Origin of the sequence: Curtobacterium pusillum (assembly GCF_013359865.1) — a bacterium.
Taxonomy (GTDB): Bacteria; Actinomycetota; Actinomycetes; order Actinomycetales; family Microbacteriaceae; genus Curtobacterium; species Curtobacterium pusillum.
This window is the reverse complement of sequence record NZ_JABMCE010000081.1, coordinates 1-16759: the sequence shown is the minus strand read 5'-3', so window position 1 is coordinate 16759 and position 16759 is coordinate 1. Positions and strand designations below refer to the sequence as shown.

Here is a 16759-nt window from a genome sequence, read left to right as displayed (position 1 = left end):
GTCAGGGGCAGGTTACTCACGTGTTACTCACCCGTTCGCCACTAATCCACCCAGCAAGCTGGGCATCATCGTTCGACTTGCATGTGTTAAGCACGCCGCCAGCGTTCGTCCTGAGCCAGGATCAAACTCTCCGTAAAAAAAATACAACCAACACCCGAAGATGTCAGCGAGTTGATTCTGACCGTTGACTGTCCACTGGACAATCTTCAATCCAAAAGGAATTGTCTCCGAACCTCCACAAGTGAAGGTCACGGGGTCAATAAATTGGCATTGACAATGTGCACGCTGTTGAGTTCTCAAGGACCAGACGCACTCCCCACTCCACTCGTCACACGAGCTTCGCCAGAGAGGCATTCGTCTCACCCGAAGACACCACTACGAGAGTGGAGCTTCATCGGGGTTCGTTGCCTGAGCGGGACCCCGTCCGGACTGCATCCCCGGGGCTCTCGCTCCGGCGACCGTCTCGGCCGTTCCGTTCTCCGCCTCAGCGGCAACGAGTGATTACTCTACACACGCCTCGGGGGCCCCGCCAACCGGGCCGCAGCCCGGGCGTGTCGCGCTCCCGGGCACGCCCCGGTACGCGGAACGGCCCGCTCCCACGGCGGGGAGCGGGCCGTTCGGCGTGACGGGTCAGTGCCGGGCGATGACCGGGTTCTTCAGGGTGCCGATGCCTTCGATGGTCACCTCGACGACCTCGCCGTCGCGGATCTCGCCGACGCCGGCAGGGGTGCCCGTGAGGATGACGTCACCGGGGAGGAGCGTCCAGATCGACGAGACGAACTCGATGAGCGACGGGATGTCGTGCACCATCTCGCTCGTCGATCCCACCTGACGCAGGTCGCCGTCCACGCGTGTCTCGATGCGGATGTCCGAGGGGTCGATCTCGGTCTCGATCGCCGGGCCGAGCGGGCAGAACGTGTCGAAGCCCTTCGACCTGGTCCACTGGCCGTCACGGGCCTGCAGATCACGGGCGGTCACGTCGTTGGCGATCGTGTAGCCGAGGATGACGCTCGCGAAGTCCTCACGGGTGACGTTCTTCGCGAGGGAACCGATCACGATGGCGAGTTCGCCCTCGTGGTCCACTCGGCCGACGCCGGCGGGGAGCCGGATCGGGTCCTCCGGGCCGATCACCGCGGTGTTCGGCTTGAGGAACACCACCGGATCGTCACCGGAGCGCTCGTCCATCTCCGAGGCGTGCTCCGCGTAGTTGAGCCCGACGCCGATGACCTTCGAGCGGGGGATGACCGGTGCCAGGAGCTTGGCGTCCGCGAGCGGCACCCGCTCCCCCGTGGTCTCGAACCCCTGGTACATCGGGTCCCCAGCCAGCACGACGAGGTCGCGCTCGTCGAGGATGCCGTACCGGGGGTCTTCGCCCTTGCTGCTGAACCGTGCGATCTTCACCGTTGGAGCCTACCGACGCCAGGTGTGAGCTCAGGCCGGGTCGGCCAGCCGCGTCATCCAGCCGTGCGGGTCGGGACGACGCCCGTACTGGATGTCCGTGAGCTCGTCGCGCAGGGACATCGTCAGTTCGCCGGCGCCCACGGTGGGCGAACCGATGGTGAAGCCCTCGCCGCGGAGTTCCGCGATCGGGGTCACCACGGCGGCGGTCCCACACGCGAAGGCCTCTGTGATCGAGCCGTCGGCCACGCCGTCGCGCCACTCGTCGAGGGTCACGCGGCGGCGCTCGACACGGAGTCCGCGGTCCTCCGCGAGCTGCAGGATCGAGTCACGCGTGATCCCCTCGAGGATGGAGTCGGAGTCCGGTGTGACGAGGGTGCCGTCGGACTTCACCAGCACGACGTTCATGCCGCCGAGCTCCTCGAGGTACTTGCCTTCGACCGAGTCGAGGAACATCACCTGCTGGCAGCCGTGCTCGTACGCCTCCTGTTGCGGCAGGAGCGACGACGCGTAGTTGCCGCCGGTCTTCGCCGCACCGGTACCGCCCTTGCCGGCGCGCGCGTAGTTGCTCGAGAGCCAGATCGACACCGGCTTCGGCCCCGACGTGAAGTACGCCCCGGCAGGGCTCGCGATGCAGTGGTACGCCACCGCCTGTGCCGCACGCACCCCCAGGAAGCCCTCGGTGGCGATCATGAACGGCCGCAGGTACAGGCTCGTCTCCGGCGCGGAGGGCACCCAGTCGACGTCGGCCCGCACGAGCTGGCGGATCGACTCGACGAAGGTCTCCACCGGGAGCTCCGGCAGCGCGAGACGACGGGCCGACCGCTGGAACCGACGCGCGTTCGCGTCCGGTCGGAAGGTCCAGACCGACCCGTCCGCGTGCCGGTACGCCTTCAGGCCCTCGAAGATCTCCTGCGCGTAGTGCAGGACGCTCGCGCTCGGGTCGAGGCTCAGCGGGCCGTACGGGTGGATCGAGGCGTCGTGCCAGCCGGCGTCCAGCGTCCACTGCACCGACGCCATGTGGTCGGTGAAGTGCTTGCCGAAGCCCGGGTCGGCGAGGATCTCCTCGCGCTCGGCCGCGGCGCGTCGTTCCGGCGAGGGGGTGGTGGCGAACTCGAGTCCGAAGGCGGTGTCGGTGCTCATCTGGGGAGACTCCTGTCAGGCGGTGGTGGTGCGTGCCGTGGCCGCGGCGGCGATGGCGTCGCCGATCTCGGCCGTGCGACGCTGCGAGGTGCCCCGGTCAGCCAGGTCCTGCTCGACCGCCCGCGTGACCGCCGTCGCGAGGTCGCTGCGACCGATGTGGTCGAGCAGCAGTGCGACGGACAGGATGGCGGCCGTGGGATCGGCCTTCTGCTGACCCGCGATGTCCGGCGCGGAGCCGTGGACCGGCTCGAACATGCTGGGGAAGGTGCCGTCCGGGTTGATGTTGCCCGAGGCCGCCAGACCGATGCCGCCGCTGATCGCGCCGGCCAGGTCGGTGATGATGTCGCCGAAGAGGTTGTCGGTGACGATGACGTCGAACCTAGCAGGTTCCTTCACCATGTGGATGGTGACGGCGTCGACGTGCTGGTAGTCCACGGTGACGTCGGGGAACTCCTGCCCGACGGCCGCGACGGTGCGCTGCCACAGGGCTCCGGCGTGCACCAGCACGTTGCTCTTGTGCACGAGCGTCAGGTGCTTGCGCGCTCGCCGGTTCGCCAGTTCGAACGCGTACCGGACGACCCGCTCCACACCGAACGCGGTGTTCAGCGAGACCTCGGTGGCGATCTCCTGCGGGGTCCCGGTACGGATCGCGCCGCCGTTGCCGACGTACGGTCCCTCGGTCCCCTCGCGCACGACGACGAAGTCGACATCGCCCGGTTCGGCGAGGGGCGTCCCGACGGCGTCGTAGACCCGCGTCGGCCGGAGGTTCACGTAGTGGTCGAACGCGAACCGGAGCTTGAGCAGCAGCCCCCGCTCGATGATGCCGCCGGCGAGCCGCGGGTCGCGGGGGTCGCCGCCGACCGCGCCGAGCAGGATCGCGTCGTGGGTGGCGATGGCGGACATGTCGTCCTCGGTGAGGATGTCGCCGGTCTCGATGAACCGCGCGGCACCGAGGGAGAACGGGGTCTCCTCGACGACGAGGTCGTCCGGGAGGACCGCGTGCAGCACCTTCAGCGCCTCGTCGACGACCTCGGGACCGATGCCGTCGCCGCGGATCACGGCCAGCTTGAGCGTCTGCGTCATGTCCGCCACTCCCCTACAGCGTGATGTCGATCTCGCGGAGCGACGCCGCGTCGATCGTGGACCGGACGTGCTCGAGGATCTCCGCCGGGACGGGCGAGTCGACGGTGAGCACGCTGAGCGCCTGGCCGCCGGCGGCCTCGCGCGAGATCTGCATCGCCGCGATGTTGATCCCGGCCTCGCCGAACTCCTTGCCGTAGACGGCGACGATGCCCGGGCGGTCGGTGTAGACCATCACGACGTGGTGCTCGGCGAGAGCGACCTCGACGTCGTGGCCGTTGATCTCGACGAGCTTGGCGATCTGCTTCGGGCCGGTGAGCGTCCCGGAGACGCTGATCGCCGGCCCCTCGGACTGCGCGCCGCGGATCGTGAGCACGTTGCGGTACTCCGGGCTGTCCGAGTCGGTGATGAGCCGCACGGTGACCCCGCGCTGCTCGGCGATGAGCGGGGCGTTGACGTACGACACCTGGTCGCTGACGACATCGGTGAACACGCCCTTGAGCGCCGCGAGCTTGAGCACGCTGACGTCGTAGTCGGCGAGCTCGCCGTGCACCTCGACGTCGATGCTGGTGACGGGCGAGGTGGCGAGGCCCGTGAAGACCTGTCCGAGCTTCTCGACGAGCGGGATGCCCGGACGCACGTACGGGTCGATGACGCCACCGGCGACGTTGACCGCGTCGGGGACGAGTTCGCCGCCGAGCGCGAGACGCACCGACTTGGCGACCGAGACGCCCGCCTTCTCCTGTGCTTCGTCGGTCGAGGCGCCGAGGTGCGGCGTCACGACGACGTTCGGCAGGGAGACGAGCGGGGAGTCCTTCGGCGGCTCCGACACGAAGACGTCGAGTCCGGCGCCGGCGATCGTGTTCGAGGTGAGCGCACGGTGCAGCGCGTCCTCGTCGATCAGGCCGCCGCGGGCGACGTTCACGACGAACGCGGTCGGCTTCATGAGCGCGAACTGGTCGTCCGAGATCATGCCCACCGTCTCGGGGGTCTTCGGCATGTGGATGGTGATGAAGTCCGAGCGCTTGAGGAGGTCCTCGAGCGAGACGAGTTCCACACCGAGCTGCTGGGCGCGGGCCGTGGTGACGTACGGGTCGTACGCGATCACCTGGACGCCGAACGCCTGCAGCCGCTGCGTGATGAGGGCACCGATCCGGCCGAGGCCGATGATGCCGACGGTCTTCTCGTACAGCTCCACGCCCGTGTACGCGGAGCGCTTCCACGTGCCGGCGGCGAGCGAGGCGTGCGCGGCCGGGATGTGGCGTGCGAGCGACAGGATGTGGCCGACCGTGAGCTCGGCCGCGGAGATGATGTTCGACGTCGGCGCGTTCACGACCATCACCCCGGCGGAGGTGGCGGCCTTGATGTCGACGTTGTCGAGGCCGACACCGGCGCGGGCGACGACCCTGAGGTTCGGCGCCGCGGCGATCGCCTCGGCGTCGACCTTGGTGGCGGAGCGCACGAGGATGGCGTGCGCATCGGCGAGGGAGGCCAGGAGTGCGGGACGGTCGGTGCCGTCCACGTTCCGGATCTCGAAGTCGGGCCCGAGGGCGTCGACTGTGGCGGGCGAGAGTTCTTCGGCGATCAGGACGACCGGCTTCGGCACAGCTGCAGTTTCCTCACACGAGACGGGCGGTATCCCACCATCGTATCGACGTGAGCAGGTGGTTACGACCGCGGGCCGTGTCAGAAGTCGAGCAGTCGCGGCACGAACAGCTGCAGGTCGAGCCACAGCGCGCCCGCCGCAGCGAAGGCGAGCACGAAGACGCCGACGGTCACCGCGAGCCGGGCGCGCCGGCTGACCCACAGGGCGACGACGAAGGCGATCGGTCCGATCGCGATGTCGAGGACGAGCCACACCCACGGCGTGCTCCGCGCGAGCGAACCACCGCCGGAGGTCGACCCGAGGAACTCGTTGAACGCGCGCACGGACTGCGAGACCGTGACGAGGTTGCCGACGCTCTGCACGGTCATGTACGCGAACAGCGCGGCGAACACGACCCACACCACGATCCGGCCGACGAGCGTGCCGGAGGAACGGCGGACGGCCGGCGACGCGGCGGTCACCCGAAGCTCCTGGTCATGAGGAACGGCCACGGGAACAGGACGGCGGCACCGAGCAGCATCCAGAGCAGCCGGGTACGGGTACGACGGCCGCGACCGGCCCAGAGCACGACGGTGAACCAGAGCGCCGGCGCGACGATCGACAGGAAGCGCAGTACCTCGACGAAGACCGTCAGCACGGTGTCCACGTTCGACACGTACGAGGTCGACGCCGTCAGCAGCCACGCCACGGTGTAGAGCAGGTAGAGCCCGCCGAACACGCCGAACCCGATCAGCGCGCCGGAGGTCTCCGGCGCCTCGGGGTCACGGGTCCCGCGGTCCTTGACCGTGACGGGGTTGTTCGCCGCGTCGACGTGGGTCGCGTCGTCGGCGTCGCCCCAGCTGAGGGCGTCGTCGTCGTGGTCGACCGAGCCGTCGGGCGGGGATGCTGCCGTGGTCATGCCTCGATTCTACGAGGGACGGCCGCTCCGCTCGACCATGCGTGCGCTGTGCACCGGGGCGTCAGGCGTCGGCCGGCTGCGTCTCGAGCACCTCGGCCACGACGTCGCGCACCGCGGGGAACAGCGGGTGGCTCTCCATGAGGCCGGTGAGGATCTCGGTGAGAGCGTGGGCCGTGGCGCCGGAGCGCAGCAGGGCGTGCAGCTCGATCGACTCGGGGTCGTTCTCGTCGTCGAAGTCGAGGGCGACCCGGACGGCGCCGAGCAGGTGGTCGACGGGGAGCCCGCGCTCGGCGAGCTGCGAGGCCGGACCGACGAAGCGCTCGCGACGGCCGAGCTTCCGGAGCGGGTTGCGTCCGACGCGGACCGTCGTGTCCGGCAGGTGCGGGTTCGCGATGCGGGACAGGTTCGCGGCGACGTAGCGCGCGTGCTCCTCCGGGTCGAACCCGTGCTTCGCGATGAGGAGCGCGGTGGTCTCCGCGAGGACGCCGTCGACCTCGGCCCGGACGGCCTGGTCCTCGAGCGCCTCCCTGATGAGGCGGATGCCCCGGACGTAGCCGTGGTACGCGGCCGTCGCGTGGGCGGTGTTCACCGTGTAGAGCTTCCGTTCGACGAACGGCTGCAGGTCGTCGACCCACGTCACCCCGTCGATCGCGGGCGGTTCGGCGCCCGAGCCGGCGAACGGCGTGCGCTCGATGACCCACTCGTAGAACGGCTCGAGCACGACGTCGAGGCCGCCGGACTGCCCGAGCACACCGGACTGATCCGGCACGATGCGGTCGATGGCGCAGTTCGCGAAGACGGCAGCGATGTCGCGGTCCTCGAGGATCGGGGCGCGACGGATGCTGGCGTGCAGGGAGTCGGTCGCGTTGAAGGCGTTCTCGCACGCCACGATCGTGACGTCGCCGCGCTCGAGCGGGCGGGCCGCGAGCCCCTCGGCGATCACGGGTGCGACCAGCGGCAGGGTGCGGGCGCCGACCGCGGTCGTGACGACGTCGGCCTCGGCGATCGCCTGGATGACCTGCTCGCGGTCGGTCTTGCTGCTCAGCGCCCGGAACCCGTAGACGAGGTGCTCGACCGGCATCTCGCCGACCTCGTGCACCACGAAGCGCCCGGCCTCGTTGAGGGCCGAGACGACGCGGTCGTCGACGTCCACGAAGGTGAGCTCGTAGCCGCTCGCGACCAGGAACTGACCCACGAACCCGCGCCCGATCTTGCCGGCGCCGATGTGGACCGCTCGCTTCGTCACCGCCATTCGACGATCCTCCCATGCCGATCGTCGGGTTCTCGACGGAGCACGACCCGAGCGGACGACGACTGTCGCGCAACGAGGGCGCGCACGCCACGGGGACGCCGATCCACGGCGTCGGGGCGGGAGGAGAGCTGCTGCATAACGTTCGGGTCACATCGCGAGGCGGCGGTGCGGGTGCACCGCCGCCTCGTCATCGAGTGGTGCCGGAAGACTACCGCGCGGCGGAACCGTCCACGTAGTCGGCGTCGTTCGACTTCCAGGCGAAGAGCGCACGCAGCTCGCGACCCGTGGCCTCGATCGGGTGCCCCTCGCCCTTCGCGCGGAGCGCCTTGAACTCGGGAGCGCCGGCGTCCTGGTCCTCGATGAAGCGCTTCGCGAAGGTGCCGTCCTGGATGTCTGCGAGGACGGCCTTCATGTTCTCCTTGACCTCGGGCGAGATCACGCGGGGGCCCGAGACGTAGTCGCCGAACTCGGCCGTGTCGGAGATCGACCAGCGCTGCTTGGTGAGGCCGCCCTCCCAGATGAGGTCGACGATGAGCTTGAGCTCGTGCAGCACCTCGAAGTAGGCGATCTGCGGCTGGTAGCCCGCCTCGACCAGGGTCTCGAAGCCGTACTGGATGAGCTGCGAGGTGCCGCCGCAGAGCACGGCCTGCTCGCCGAACAGGTCGGTCTCGGTCTCCTCGGTGAAGGTCGTCTTGATGCCGCCGGAGCGGAGGCCGCCGATGGCCTTCGAGTACGACCATGCGAGGTCCCATGCGGAACCGGAGGCGTCGACCTCGACGGCGACGATCACGGGGACGCCACGGCCGGCCTCGTACTCGCGACGCACGGTGTGCCCCGGGCCCTTCGGCGCGACGAGCGACACGTCGACGCCCTCGGGCGCCTCGATGTAGCCGTAGCGGATGTTGAAGCCGTGGCCGAAGACGAGCGTGGCGCCCGGCTTGAGGTTCGGCTTGATGTCGTCGGCGTAGACGATGCGCTGGACCTGGTCCGGCGCGAGGATGACGACGACGTCCGCCCAGGCCGTGGCGTCGGCCGGGGTGAGGACCTCGAAGCCGGCCTCCTCGGCCTTCTGGCGGCTCTTCGAGCCCTCCTGCAGGCCGATCTTGACCTCGACGCCCGAGTCGCGGAGGTTGAGGGCGTGGGCGTGGCCCTGCGAGCCGTACCCGATGACGGCGACCTTCTTGCCCTGGATGAGCGTCAGGTCGGCGTCGGCGTCGTACACGATGTCAGTCACGAGGGTGTGTCTCCTTGGTTCTGGTGGTCTTGGTGTGCGGACGGGAGGCGCGGTGCCGGTGGCGAGCCGCGCCTCCTGTCCGGAAGCGGTGTGCGCTCAGCGCACGCGGTCGGTGATGCTCTTGGGCCCGCGGCCCATGCCGAGGAGTCCCGCACGGGCGAGCTCCTTGATCCCGTAGGGCTCGAGCACGCGGAGGATCGCCTGGATCTTGCCGGGATCGCCGGTCACCTCGACGACGAGCGAATCGGTCGCCACGTCGACGACCTGGGCCCGGAACAGGTTCACTGCTTCGAGCACCGCCGAGCGCGTCTGGTTGTCGACACGCACCTTGACGAGCATGTGCTCGCGCTGGACGGACTGCGAGAAGTCCAGCTCGACGATCTTGATGACGTTCACGAGCTTGTTGAGCTGCTTCGTCACCTGTTCCAGCGGGAGGTCCTCGACGTCGACGACGACCGTGATCCGGCTCAGGCCCTCGACCTCGGTGTTGCCCACGGCGAGGGACTCGATGTTGAAGCCGCGTCGGGCGAACAGTCCGGCGACGCGCGTCAGCAGGCCCGGCTTGTCCTCGACGAGGAGGGACAGGACGTGGCTCATGCGGGGTCTCCCGTCAGGTCGGCGTCCTCGACGTCCCAGCTGGGCGCGTGGTCGCGGGCGTACTCGATCGAGGAGTTGCCGACGCCCTGCGGGACCATCGGCCAGACCATCGAGTCGCGGCTCACGACGAAGTCGATCACCACGGGACGGTCGTTCGTCTCGAGGGCGAGGCGGATCGCGGCGTCGACCTCCTCCGGCTTCTCGACGCGGATGCCGAGGGCGCCGTAGGCATCGGCGAGCTTCACGAAGTCGGGCACGCGGCGTGACTGGTGACCCGTCTCGAGGTCGGTGAACGAGTGGCGGCCGTCGTAGAACAGCGTCTGCCACTGCCGCACCATGCCGAGCGACGAGTTGTTGATGATCGCGACCTTGATCGGGATGTCGTTGATGACGCAGGTCGCGAGTTCCTGGTTCGTCATCTGGAAGCAGCCGTCGCCGTCGATCGCCCAGACCACACGGTCCGGTTCGGCGACCTTCGCGCCCATCGCGGCGGGCACGGAGTAGCCCATGGTGCCGGCGCCTCCGGAGTTGAGCCAGGCGTGCGGACGCTCGTACTTGATGAACTGCGCGGACCACATCTGGTGCTGTCCGACACCGGAGGCGTAGACGGCCTCGGGCCCGGTGAGCTCGCCGATGCGGCGGATGATCGCCTGCGGCGCGAGGAGCCCGTCGGTCGGTTCGGCGAACCCGAGCGGGAAGTCGGCACGCAGCTGCTCGAGCTTCGCCCACCAGTCGGCGGTCGACGCGCGTTCGCCGACCGGAACGCCGTTCCACGCCTCGAGCAGGTCCGCGAGCACCTCGCGCGCATCGCCCACGATCGGGACGTCGGCGAAGCGGATCTTGGAGATCTCGGCGGGGTCGATGTCGACGTGCACGACCTTGGCGTCCGGGGCGAACTCGTCCGCCTTGCCCGTGACACGGTCGTCGAACCGGGCGCCGAGCGCGATGATGAGGTCGCTGTCCTGCAGACCGAGCACCGCGGGCACCGTGCCGTGCATGCCGGGCATGCCGAGGTGCTGCGGGTGCGAGTCCGGGAACGCTCCGCGGGCCATCAGGGTCGTGACGACCGGGGCGCCCGTGGCCTCGGCGAAGCGCAGGAGCTCGGCCGTCGCCTCGGCACGGATCACGCCGCCGCCGACGTAGAGCACCGGACGCTGCGAGTCGGCGAGGAGCTGCGCGGCCGCGGCGATCTGCTTGCCGTGCGCCTTCGTCACGGGGCGGTAGCCGGGCAGGTCGATCCGCGGCGGCCACACGTACGGCGCCGACATCTGCTGGGCGTCCTTGGTGATGTCGACGAGCACCGGCCCCGGACGGCCCGTGGTCGCGATCTGGTACGCGGCGGCGAGCGTCGCCGGGATGTCCTCGGGCTTGGTCACGAGGAACGAGTGCTTCGTGATGGGCATCGTGATGCCGACGATGTCGGCTTCCTGGAAGGCGTCGGTCCCCATCAGGGTCGAGAACACCTGCCCGGTGATCGCGATGAACGGGACCGAGTCCATGTAGGCGTCGGCGATCGCGGTGACGAGGTTCGTCGCGCCCGGACCGGACGTCGCGATGGCGACGCCGACCTTGCCGGACGCCGAGGCGTACCCCTCGGCGGCGTGGCCGGCGCCCTGCTCGTGACGGACGAGGACGTGGCGGATCGTCGTGGACGCCATGAGCTCGTCGTAGAACGGGATGATGGCGCCGCCCGGCAGGCCGAAGACGTCGGTGATCCCGAGGTTCTCGAGCGTCCGGAGGACGGCTCCCGAGCCGGTCAGGATCTCCGGCGTCCGGCGTGCACCGGCGGCCGCGGACAGCGGAGTGGCTTCCGTGGGCATGAGGTGTTCCTTGCCTGGAGAGATGGCGATGATGCGTGTGTCGACGCTAGCCGGTCACCGCGCCCTTGGCGGCGGACTGGACGAGCTTCGCGAACTTCGCGAGGACTCCGCGGGTGTAGCGCGGGGGCAGCGGGGCCCAGCCTTCTCGGCGGGCTTCCAGCTCGGCAGGGTCGACCAGTAGGTCGAGCGAGCGAGCCGCGATGTCGACACGGATGCGGTCGCCATCGCGCACGAATGCGACTGGACCTGCGTCCACCGCTTCCGGTGCGATGTGGCCGATGCACAGGCCGGTTGTGCCGCCTGAGAATCGTCCGTCCGTCAACAGTAGTACATCCTTGCCGAGGCCCGCGCCCTTGATGGCGGCGGTGATGGCGAGCATCTCGCGCATGCCCGGTCCGCCCTTGGGGCCCTCGTAGCGGATGACCACCACGTCGCCCTTCTGGATCTGCCCCTCGGTGAGGGCGTCCATCGCGGCACGCTCCCGGTCGAACACGCGGGCGGGCCCCTCGAACACGGACGCGTCGAAGCCCGCGGTCTTCACGACGGCACCCTCGGGCGCGAACGAGCCCTGCAGGATGGTCAGGCCACCGGTGGCGTGGATCGGCTCGTCGAGCGGACGGAACACCTTGCCGTCGAGCGCCGGCGGGTCGATCTCCGCGAGGTTCTCGGCCATGGTCTTGCCGGTCACGGTCATGACGTCGCCGTGCAGCAGCCCGGCGTCGAGGAGCGCCTTCATGACGACGGGGATGCCGCCGTTCTTGTCGACGTCGTTCATGACGTACTTGCCGAACGGCTTCATGTCCGCGATGTGCGGGACCTTCGAGCCGATGCGGTTGAAGTCGTCGAGGGAGAGCTCCACCTCGGCCTCGTGCGCGATCGCGAGGAGGTGGAGGACGACGTTCGTGGAGCCCCCGAGCGCCATGGCGACGGCGATGGCGTTCTCGAACGCCTCCTTCGTCAGGATCTGGCGCGCGGTGATGCCCTTGCGCAGCATGTTGACCACGGCCTCGCCGGAGCGGTGCGCGTAGTAGTCACGGCGACGGTCGGCACTGGGCGGCGCGGCCGACCCGGGGAGCGACATGCCGAGGGCCTCGGCCACGGACGCCATCGTGTTCGCCGTGTACATCCCGCCGCAGGCACCCTCGCCCGGGACGATCGCGCACTCGATCTCCTTGAGCTCGGCCTCGCTCATCGTGCCGGCCTTGCACGCACCGACCCCCTCGAAGGAGTCGATGATCGTGACCTCCTTGAAGGAGCCGTCGGCCTGCTTCACGTAGCCGGGCATGACCGAGCCCGCGTAGAGGAACACGCTCGCGAGGTCGAGGCGCGCGGCGGCCATGAGCATGCCGGGCAGGGACTTGTCGCAGCCGGCGAGCAGGACGGTGCCGTCCAGGCGCTCGGCGTTCACGACGGTCTCGACGCTGTCGGCGATGACCTCACGCGAGACGAGGGAGAAGTGCATGCCCTCGTGGCCCATCGAGATGCCGTCGGAGACGGAGATCGTGCCGAACTGGAGCGGGTACCCGCCGCCGGAGTGGACCCCCTCCTTCGCCCCCTGCGCGAGGCGGTCGAGGGAGAGGTTGCACGGGGTGATCTCGTTCCAGGAGGAGGCGATGCCGATCTGCGGCTTCTCCCAGTCCTCGTCCCCCATCCCGACGGCACGCAGCATGCCACGCGAGGTGGTTGCTTCGATCCCGTCGGTGACGACCCGGCTGCGCGGCTTGACGTCGATATCAGGCATGGAGCGAGTCTAGGCCCCGTTGGGATACCACCCGACAACAACATGCGTACGCATCCGAACGGGAGGGGCGGTGCGGCTCGGTCAGCGCACCGCGCGCAGGCGGGCGAGCTGCTTCAGGACGCCGGTCAGGGCCGCCGGGTCGGCGACCCGGAAGGCGGCCAGAGTGTCGCCCTCCCCCACCTTCACGCCGACGTCCCCGTCGCCGAGCACCCGGAACGCGTCCTCGTCGGTGACGTCGTCGCCGGCGAAGAAGACCGCGTCCGCGCCGCGCAGGTCGCGCAACCGGGCGATCGCGTCGCCCTTCGTGACGTGACGCACGGCGAACTCGAGGATGTCCTTGCCGCCGCGTTCGAGCACCTCGGGGTCGGTCTCGTGCGCGACCCGGCTCGCTTCCGCGTCGGCCGCCCGGGCCACGGACGCCTCGACACCGCGCGTGTGTACGCCGAGACCGGCGGGCTTGTGCTCGAGCCGCACGCCGGGGAACCGGTCGACGACGTCCTGCAGCACGGCGCCGAGCCGGACGACACGCGCTCGCTCCTCGTCACTCAGCGCCGCTTCGGCATGGCCGTCGACGCGCCACTCGACGCCGTGCGACCCCACCAGCGCCATCTCGTCCGGCGCGTGCGTCACCGCGGCGAGGCCGTCGAGCGGGCGTCCGGACACGAGGACGATCTCGGTGTCACGGGCGCGCTGGAGCGTGAGCACGGCCGCCCAGGACCCGGGCAGCGCGCCGACCTGCGACGGATCGTCGGCGAAGGGCGCGAGCGTGCCGTCGAAGTCGAGGGCGACCAGGAGTCGCGGCGCAGCCGCGAGCGTCTCGAGGGCCGAGCCGAGGGCGGTCTCGTCGGTCGTCGTCTCAGGCATCACGCGCCTCCCGGGTGTCCTCTGCCGCACGCGCGGTCTGCGCGTCCTGGTCGAAGATCGACATGTTGTCGGTCTGCGCGTCGCGGTGCCTGTCCTCCGGGTCCGCTGCGGACGGGTCGATCTGCGCGTTCCGCGGCGCGTGCCGGTCGAGCGCCTCCAGGAACGAGCGCGACCATCGTGCGACGTCGTTGTCGCGGACGCGCTTGCGGAGCGCGCGCATGCGCGTCGACCGCTCGCGACGGGGCATCTCGATCGCCCGCTGGATCGAGTCCTTGAGCGCCCCGATGTCGTGCGGGTTGACGATGACGGCCTGCTTCAGCTCGTCGGCGGCACCGGCGAACTCGGACAGGATGAGGACGCCGTCGTTGTCGAACCGGGCCGCGACGTACTCCTTCGCGACGAGGTTCATGCCGTCGCGCAGGGCCGTGACGAGCATGATGTCGGCGGCGAGGTACAGCGCCACCATCTCCTCCCGCGGGTACCCGTGGTGGAGGTAGGCGATCGGCTGGTGCCCGATCACGCCGAGGTCGCCGTTGATCCGGCCGACCGTCAGCTCGATCTCGTCGCGGAGCATCGCGTACGTGTCGACGCGCTCACGGCTGGGGCTCGCGACCTGGACGAGCGTGGCGTCCTCGACCGCGACGCGACCGTCCTCGACGAGCTCCCCGAAGGCCTTGATGCGGTGCCGGATGCCCTTCGTGTAGTCGAGCCGGTCGACGCCGAGGAGCACGGTCTTCGGGTTGCCGAGGCTCTCGCGGATCTCGCGCGCGCGCTCCTGGACCTCGGGCCGGTGCGCGATCTCCTCGAAGCCCGCGGCGTCGATCGAGATCGGGAAGTGGCGCGCCTCGACGTGTCGGACAGTGATCCCCTTGCGGCTGCGCGGCGCCGCCGGGTCGTCGACGGGGACGTCGATCGTCGAGCCCTTCGTCGTGTAGCCCTTGATGTGGCGGACGGCGCGGAGGAAGTCGCTCGCGTCGTCGTGCCGCTGGAAGCCGATGACGTCGGCGCCGAGCAGGCCGTCGAGGATCTGCGCGCGCCAGGGCAGCTGCGCGTAGATGCCGACCGGCGGGAACGGGATGTGGTTGAAGAACCCGATGGTGAGGTCGGGGCGGCGCTCCCGCAGCAGTGCCGGGACGAGCTGCAGCTGGTAGTCCTGCACCCAGACGATGCCGTCCTGCTCGACGATCTCGGCGATCTGCTCGGCGAACCGCTCGTTCACGCGCTTGTACGCGTTCCACCAGTCGCGGTGGTAGCTCGGGTGCTCGATGACGTCGTGGTACAGCGGCCAGAGGGTGTCGTTGCTGAAGCCCTCGTAGTACTCCTCGACGTCGTCGGCGCTGAGCGGGACGGGGACGATGTGGATGCCCTCGTTGTCGAACGGGGCGACCTCGACGTCGGGCTGGCCGACCCACCCGACCCAGGCGCCGTCGTTCGCGCGCATCACCGGCTCGAGTGCGGTGACCAGGCCGCCGGGCGAGTGCCGCCACCCCTCGTTGCCGTCCTCGTCGACGACCCGGTCCACCGGCAGGCGGTTGGAGGCGACGACGAACGAGTAGCGGGTCTGTTCGGTGCGGGGTGCAGCCATGGGGTGGTGTGGTCTCCGTTCCGCCCGGCTCGAGCGCCGGGTACGGTGCCGAAGTTACCAGCGTGCCGACAGCCGATTCACGGCGGATCGGCGGGTTTCGGTATGCTGCACCCATCGTGTCGGGGGGACACGCGGGTACGGCACGGGGCCGGCACCGCCCTCTCGACGAGAGAGGATCCGACCGCCGTGAGCGATCAACCGCCCGTCCCGCCCGTCCCGCCCGTCCCGCCCGTCCCGCCGGTCCCGACCACCGTCCCGTTCGGTCGCCTGCTCCGGAGCATCCCCGGCCGCGACTGGCTCGCGGCCGTCATCGCCGCGATCGGCGGTTGGGTCGCGGCGTACGTCGTCGCGGGGCTCTCGCTGCTGCTGACGGTCGCCGTCGCCGCCGCTGGCGGTTCGGGATCGTCGACCGGGTCGACCGGGTCGACGGGTCCGCTGTCCGGGAGCGGGCTCGGCGGGGCCGCTCCGGACGTGCAGGACCTGCTGTCCGGTGTGAGCGTGCTGCTCGGCACGCCCGCGCAGCTGGTCGCCCTCGCCGACCTCGGCCGACTGCACCTGTCCGGTTCCGCGGCGCTCTTCGGCGTGTCCGGCTCGGCGGTGCTCGGCGTCGTGCCGGCCGTCGTGCTCGCGGCGCAGGTCGTGATCGCCGTCGTGCTCACCCGCCGGATCCGCACCCGCGAGCTCGGGCTCGTGCAGCTCGTCGTGACCGCGGTGCTGTCCGGGGTCGTACTGGCCGCCGTCACGACGCTCACCGGCCTCGTGCTCGCGATCCGTTTCCCGGACGTCCCCGGCGTGTCGATCGACCCCGTGCACGCGGTCGGGCTCGGCAGCGTGCTCGGCTCCTTCGTGATCGGGACCCTGTCGGTGCTGCTCGCGCGCCCGTCCGGCCTGGCGCGCGGGAACGTCACCCTCGCCCGCGCGCTCGGCACCGCGCGCATCGCCGCATCGCAGCTCGGCGTCCTCGTCGTCGTGCTCGTCCTGGTGACGATCGTCGTCGCGCTCATCGCGCGGCCCGAGTGGGGCGCGGCGATCCCGCTCCTCGTCGGCAACCTCGCGATGGCGTTCACCGCGTTCGGGTTCCTCGGCGGCATCGGGACCTCCGACCTCGGCTCAGGCGGGTCGACGACGTCGGCGTTCGGCGGCACCGGGGCATGGGTGTGGCTCGTGGTGCTGTTCGTCCTCGTGACGGCGTTCGCCGCGGGCCTCGCGCTCGCCGTCCGCCGGAACGACCGGGCGCGCACGACGCTCGACTGGGTCGTGACGCCGCTGGTCTGGCTCCTCGGCGGAGTCGTCGTGTTCGTGCTCGGGACGGGCGTGATCGCCTACCGGGCGACCGGCACGGGCGTCGTGGGCGGATCGGGCTCGGTCGGCGTCACGCCTTGGACGCCGCTGGTCTTCGCGCTCTGGGGCGGCGCGGTCGAGGCCGTCGCGCGGTACGTCGCGCCCGCGCTCCTCCCCCGGGTCGGTGGTCGCACCGTGCTCGTGGCCGCGCGGCTGGTCGGGACGGACCCGCGGCCGGCGGCCCCCGTCCCGGCGTGGTC

At 70.2% G+C, this 16759-nt stretch carries 13 protein-coding genes, 1 rRNA gene and 1 pseudogene; 1 reads left to right on the top strand and 14 read right to left on the bottom strand.

All coding sequences use genetic code 11. The annotated features are described in order from the left end of the window. The 14 genes from HP507_RS12015 to otsA all read right to left on the bottom strand — a co-directional run. A 16S ribosomal RNA gene (locus HP507_RS12015) occupies positions 1–137 on the bottom strand; the annotation flags it as partial. A 493-nt stretch (positions 138–630) separates the two neighbouring features. Then, complete coding sequence (locus HP507_RS12010) at positions 631–1401, bottom strand: fumarylacetoacetate hydrolase family protein (protein WP_175352026.1); 771 nt, start codon at positions 1399–1401, stop codon at positions 631–633. 30 nt (positions 1402–1431) lie between these two features. Beyond that, positions 1432–2541: a branched-chain amino acid aminotransferase gene (locus HP507_RS12005; RefSeq protein ID WP_175352025.1), complete on the bottom strand. Its 1110-nt coding sequence runs from the start codon at positions 2539–2541 to the stop codon at positions 1432–1434. Between the two features lie 15 nt (positions 2542–2556). Next, complete coding sequence (locus tag HP507_RS12000; protein ID WP_175352024.1) at positions 2557–3624, bottom strand: 3-isopropylmalate dehydrogenase; 1068 nt, start codon at positions 3622–3624, stop codon at positions 2557–2559. 13 nt (positions 3625–3637) lie between these two features. After that, a complete protein-coding gene (serA, locus tag HP507_RS11995; protein WP_175352023.1) occupies positions 3638–5227 on the bottom strand; it encodes a phosphoglycerate dehydrogenase in 1590 nt (529 codons plus the stop codon). An 80-nt stretch (positions 5228–5307) separates the two neighbouring features. Continuing rightward, the gene (locus HP507_RS11990; RefSeq protein WP_175352022.1) at positions 5308–5688 is read right to left on the bottom strand and encodes a hypothetical protein; all 381 of its coding nucleotides are present in this window, start codon (positions 5686–5688) and stop codon (positions 5308–5310) included. Continuing rightward, positions 5685–6125, bottom strand: coding sequence for a hypothetical protein (locus HP507_RS11985; RefSeq protein ID WP_175352021.1), 441 nt, complete (start codon positions 6123–6125; stop codon positions 5685–5687). The genes HP507_RS11990 and HP507_RS11985 overlap by 4 nt, the downstream gene beginning before the upstream one ends. A 61-nt stretch (positions 6126–6186) precedes the next feature. After that, the gene (locus HP507_RS11980; RefSeq protein WP_175352020.1) at positions 6187–7377 is read right to left on the bottom strand and encodes a mannitol-1-phosphate 5-dehydrogenase; all 1191 of its coding nucleotides are present in this window, start codon (positions 7375–7377) and stop codon (positions 6187–6189) included. Between the two features lie 208 nt (positions 7378–7585). Further along, entirely contained in the window at positions 7586–8611 is a 1026-nt protein-coding gene (gene ilvC, locus HP507_RS11975; RefSeq protein ID WP_175352019.1) for a ketol-acid reductoisomerase, read from the bottom strand. Positions 8612–8707: 96 nt separating this feature from the next. Further along, on the bottom strand, positions 8708–9208 hold the full coding sequence (ilvN, locus tag HP507_RS11970; RefSeq protein ID WP_079236388.1) for an acetolactate synthase small subunit: 501 nt from the start codon (positions 9206–9208) through the stop codon (positions 8708–8710). Continuing rightward, complete coding sequence (locus HP507_RS11965; RefSeq protein ID WP_175352018.1) at positions 9205–11028, bottom strand: acetolactate synthase large subunit; 1824 nt, start codon at positions 11026–11028, stop codon at positions 9205–9207. The genes ilvN and HP507_RS11965 overlap by 4 nt, the downstream gene beginning before the upstream one ends. Positions 11029–11074: 46 nt before the next feature. After that, a complete protein-coding gene (ilvD, locus tag HP507_RS11960) occupies positions 11075–12769 on the bottom strand; it encodes a dihydroxy-acid dehydratase (protein WP_175352017.1) in 1695 nt (564 codons plus the stop codon). 81 nt (positions 12770–12850) lie between these two features. Beyond that, entirely contained in the window at positions 12851–13633 is a 783-nt protein-coding gene (gene otsB / locus HP507_RS11955; protein ID WP_175352016.1) for a trehalose-phosphatase, read from the bottom strand. Beyond that, complete coding sequence (gene otsA, locus HP507_RS11950; RefSeq protein ID WP_175352015.1) at positions 13626–15218, bottom strand: alpha,alpha-trehalose-phosphate synthase (UDP-forming); 1593 nt, start codon at positions 15216–15218, stop codon at positions 13626–13628. Before otsA ends, otsB begins: the two co-directional genes overlap by 8 nt. A 186-nt stretch (positions 15219–15404) precedes the next feature. Between otsA and HP507_RS11945 the strand changes: the two are divergent. Then, a pseudogene (locus tag HP507_RS11945) lies at positions 15405–16759 on the top strand (hypothetical protein); the annotation flags it as partial.

Coding starts and splice junctions, on each gene's coding strand:
- HP507_RS11965 (WP_175352018.1), bottom strand. CDS start 11,028: ATGCCCACGGAAGCCACTCCGCTGTCCGCGGCCGCCGGTGCACGCCGG.
- otsB (WP_175352016.1), bottom strand. CDS start 13,633: ATGCCTGAGACGACGACCGACGAGACCGCCCTCGGCTCGGCCCTCGAG.
- HP507_RS12005 (WP_175352025.1), bottom strand. CDS start 2,541: ATGAGCACCGACACCGCCTTCGGACTCGAGTTCGCCACCACCCCCTCG.
- ilvD (WP_175352017.1), bottom strand. CDS start 12,769: ATGCCTGATATCGACGTCAAGCCGCGCAGCCGGGTCGTCACCGACGGG.
- ilvN (WP_079236388.1), bottom strand. CDS start 9,208: ATGAGCCACGTCCTGTCCCTCCTCGTCGAGGACAAGCCGGGCCTGCTG.
- HP507_RS12000 (WP_175352024.1), bottom strand. CDS start 3,624: ATGACGCAGACGCTCAAGCTGGCCGTGATCCGCGGCGACGGCATCGGT.
- HP507_RS11980 (WP_175352020.1), bottom strand. CDS start 7,377: ATGGCGGTGACGAAGCGAGCGGTCCACATCGGCGCCGGCAAGATCGGG.
- HP507_RS11985 (WP_175352021.1), bottom strand. CDS start 6,125: ATGACCACGGCAGCATCCCCGCCCGACGGCTCGGTCGACCACGACGAC.
- otsA (WP_175352015.1), bottom strand. CDS start 15,218: ATGGCTGCACCCCGCACCGAACAGACCCGCTACTCGTTCGTCGTCGCC.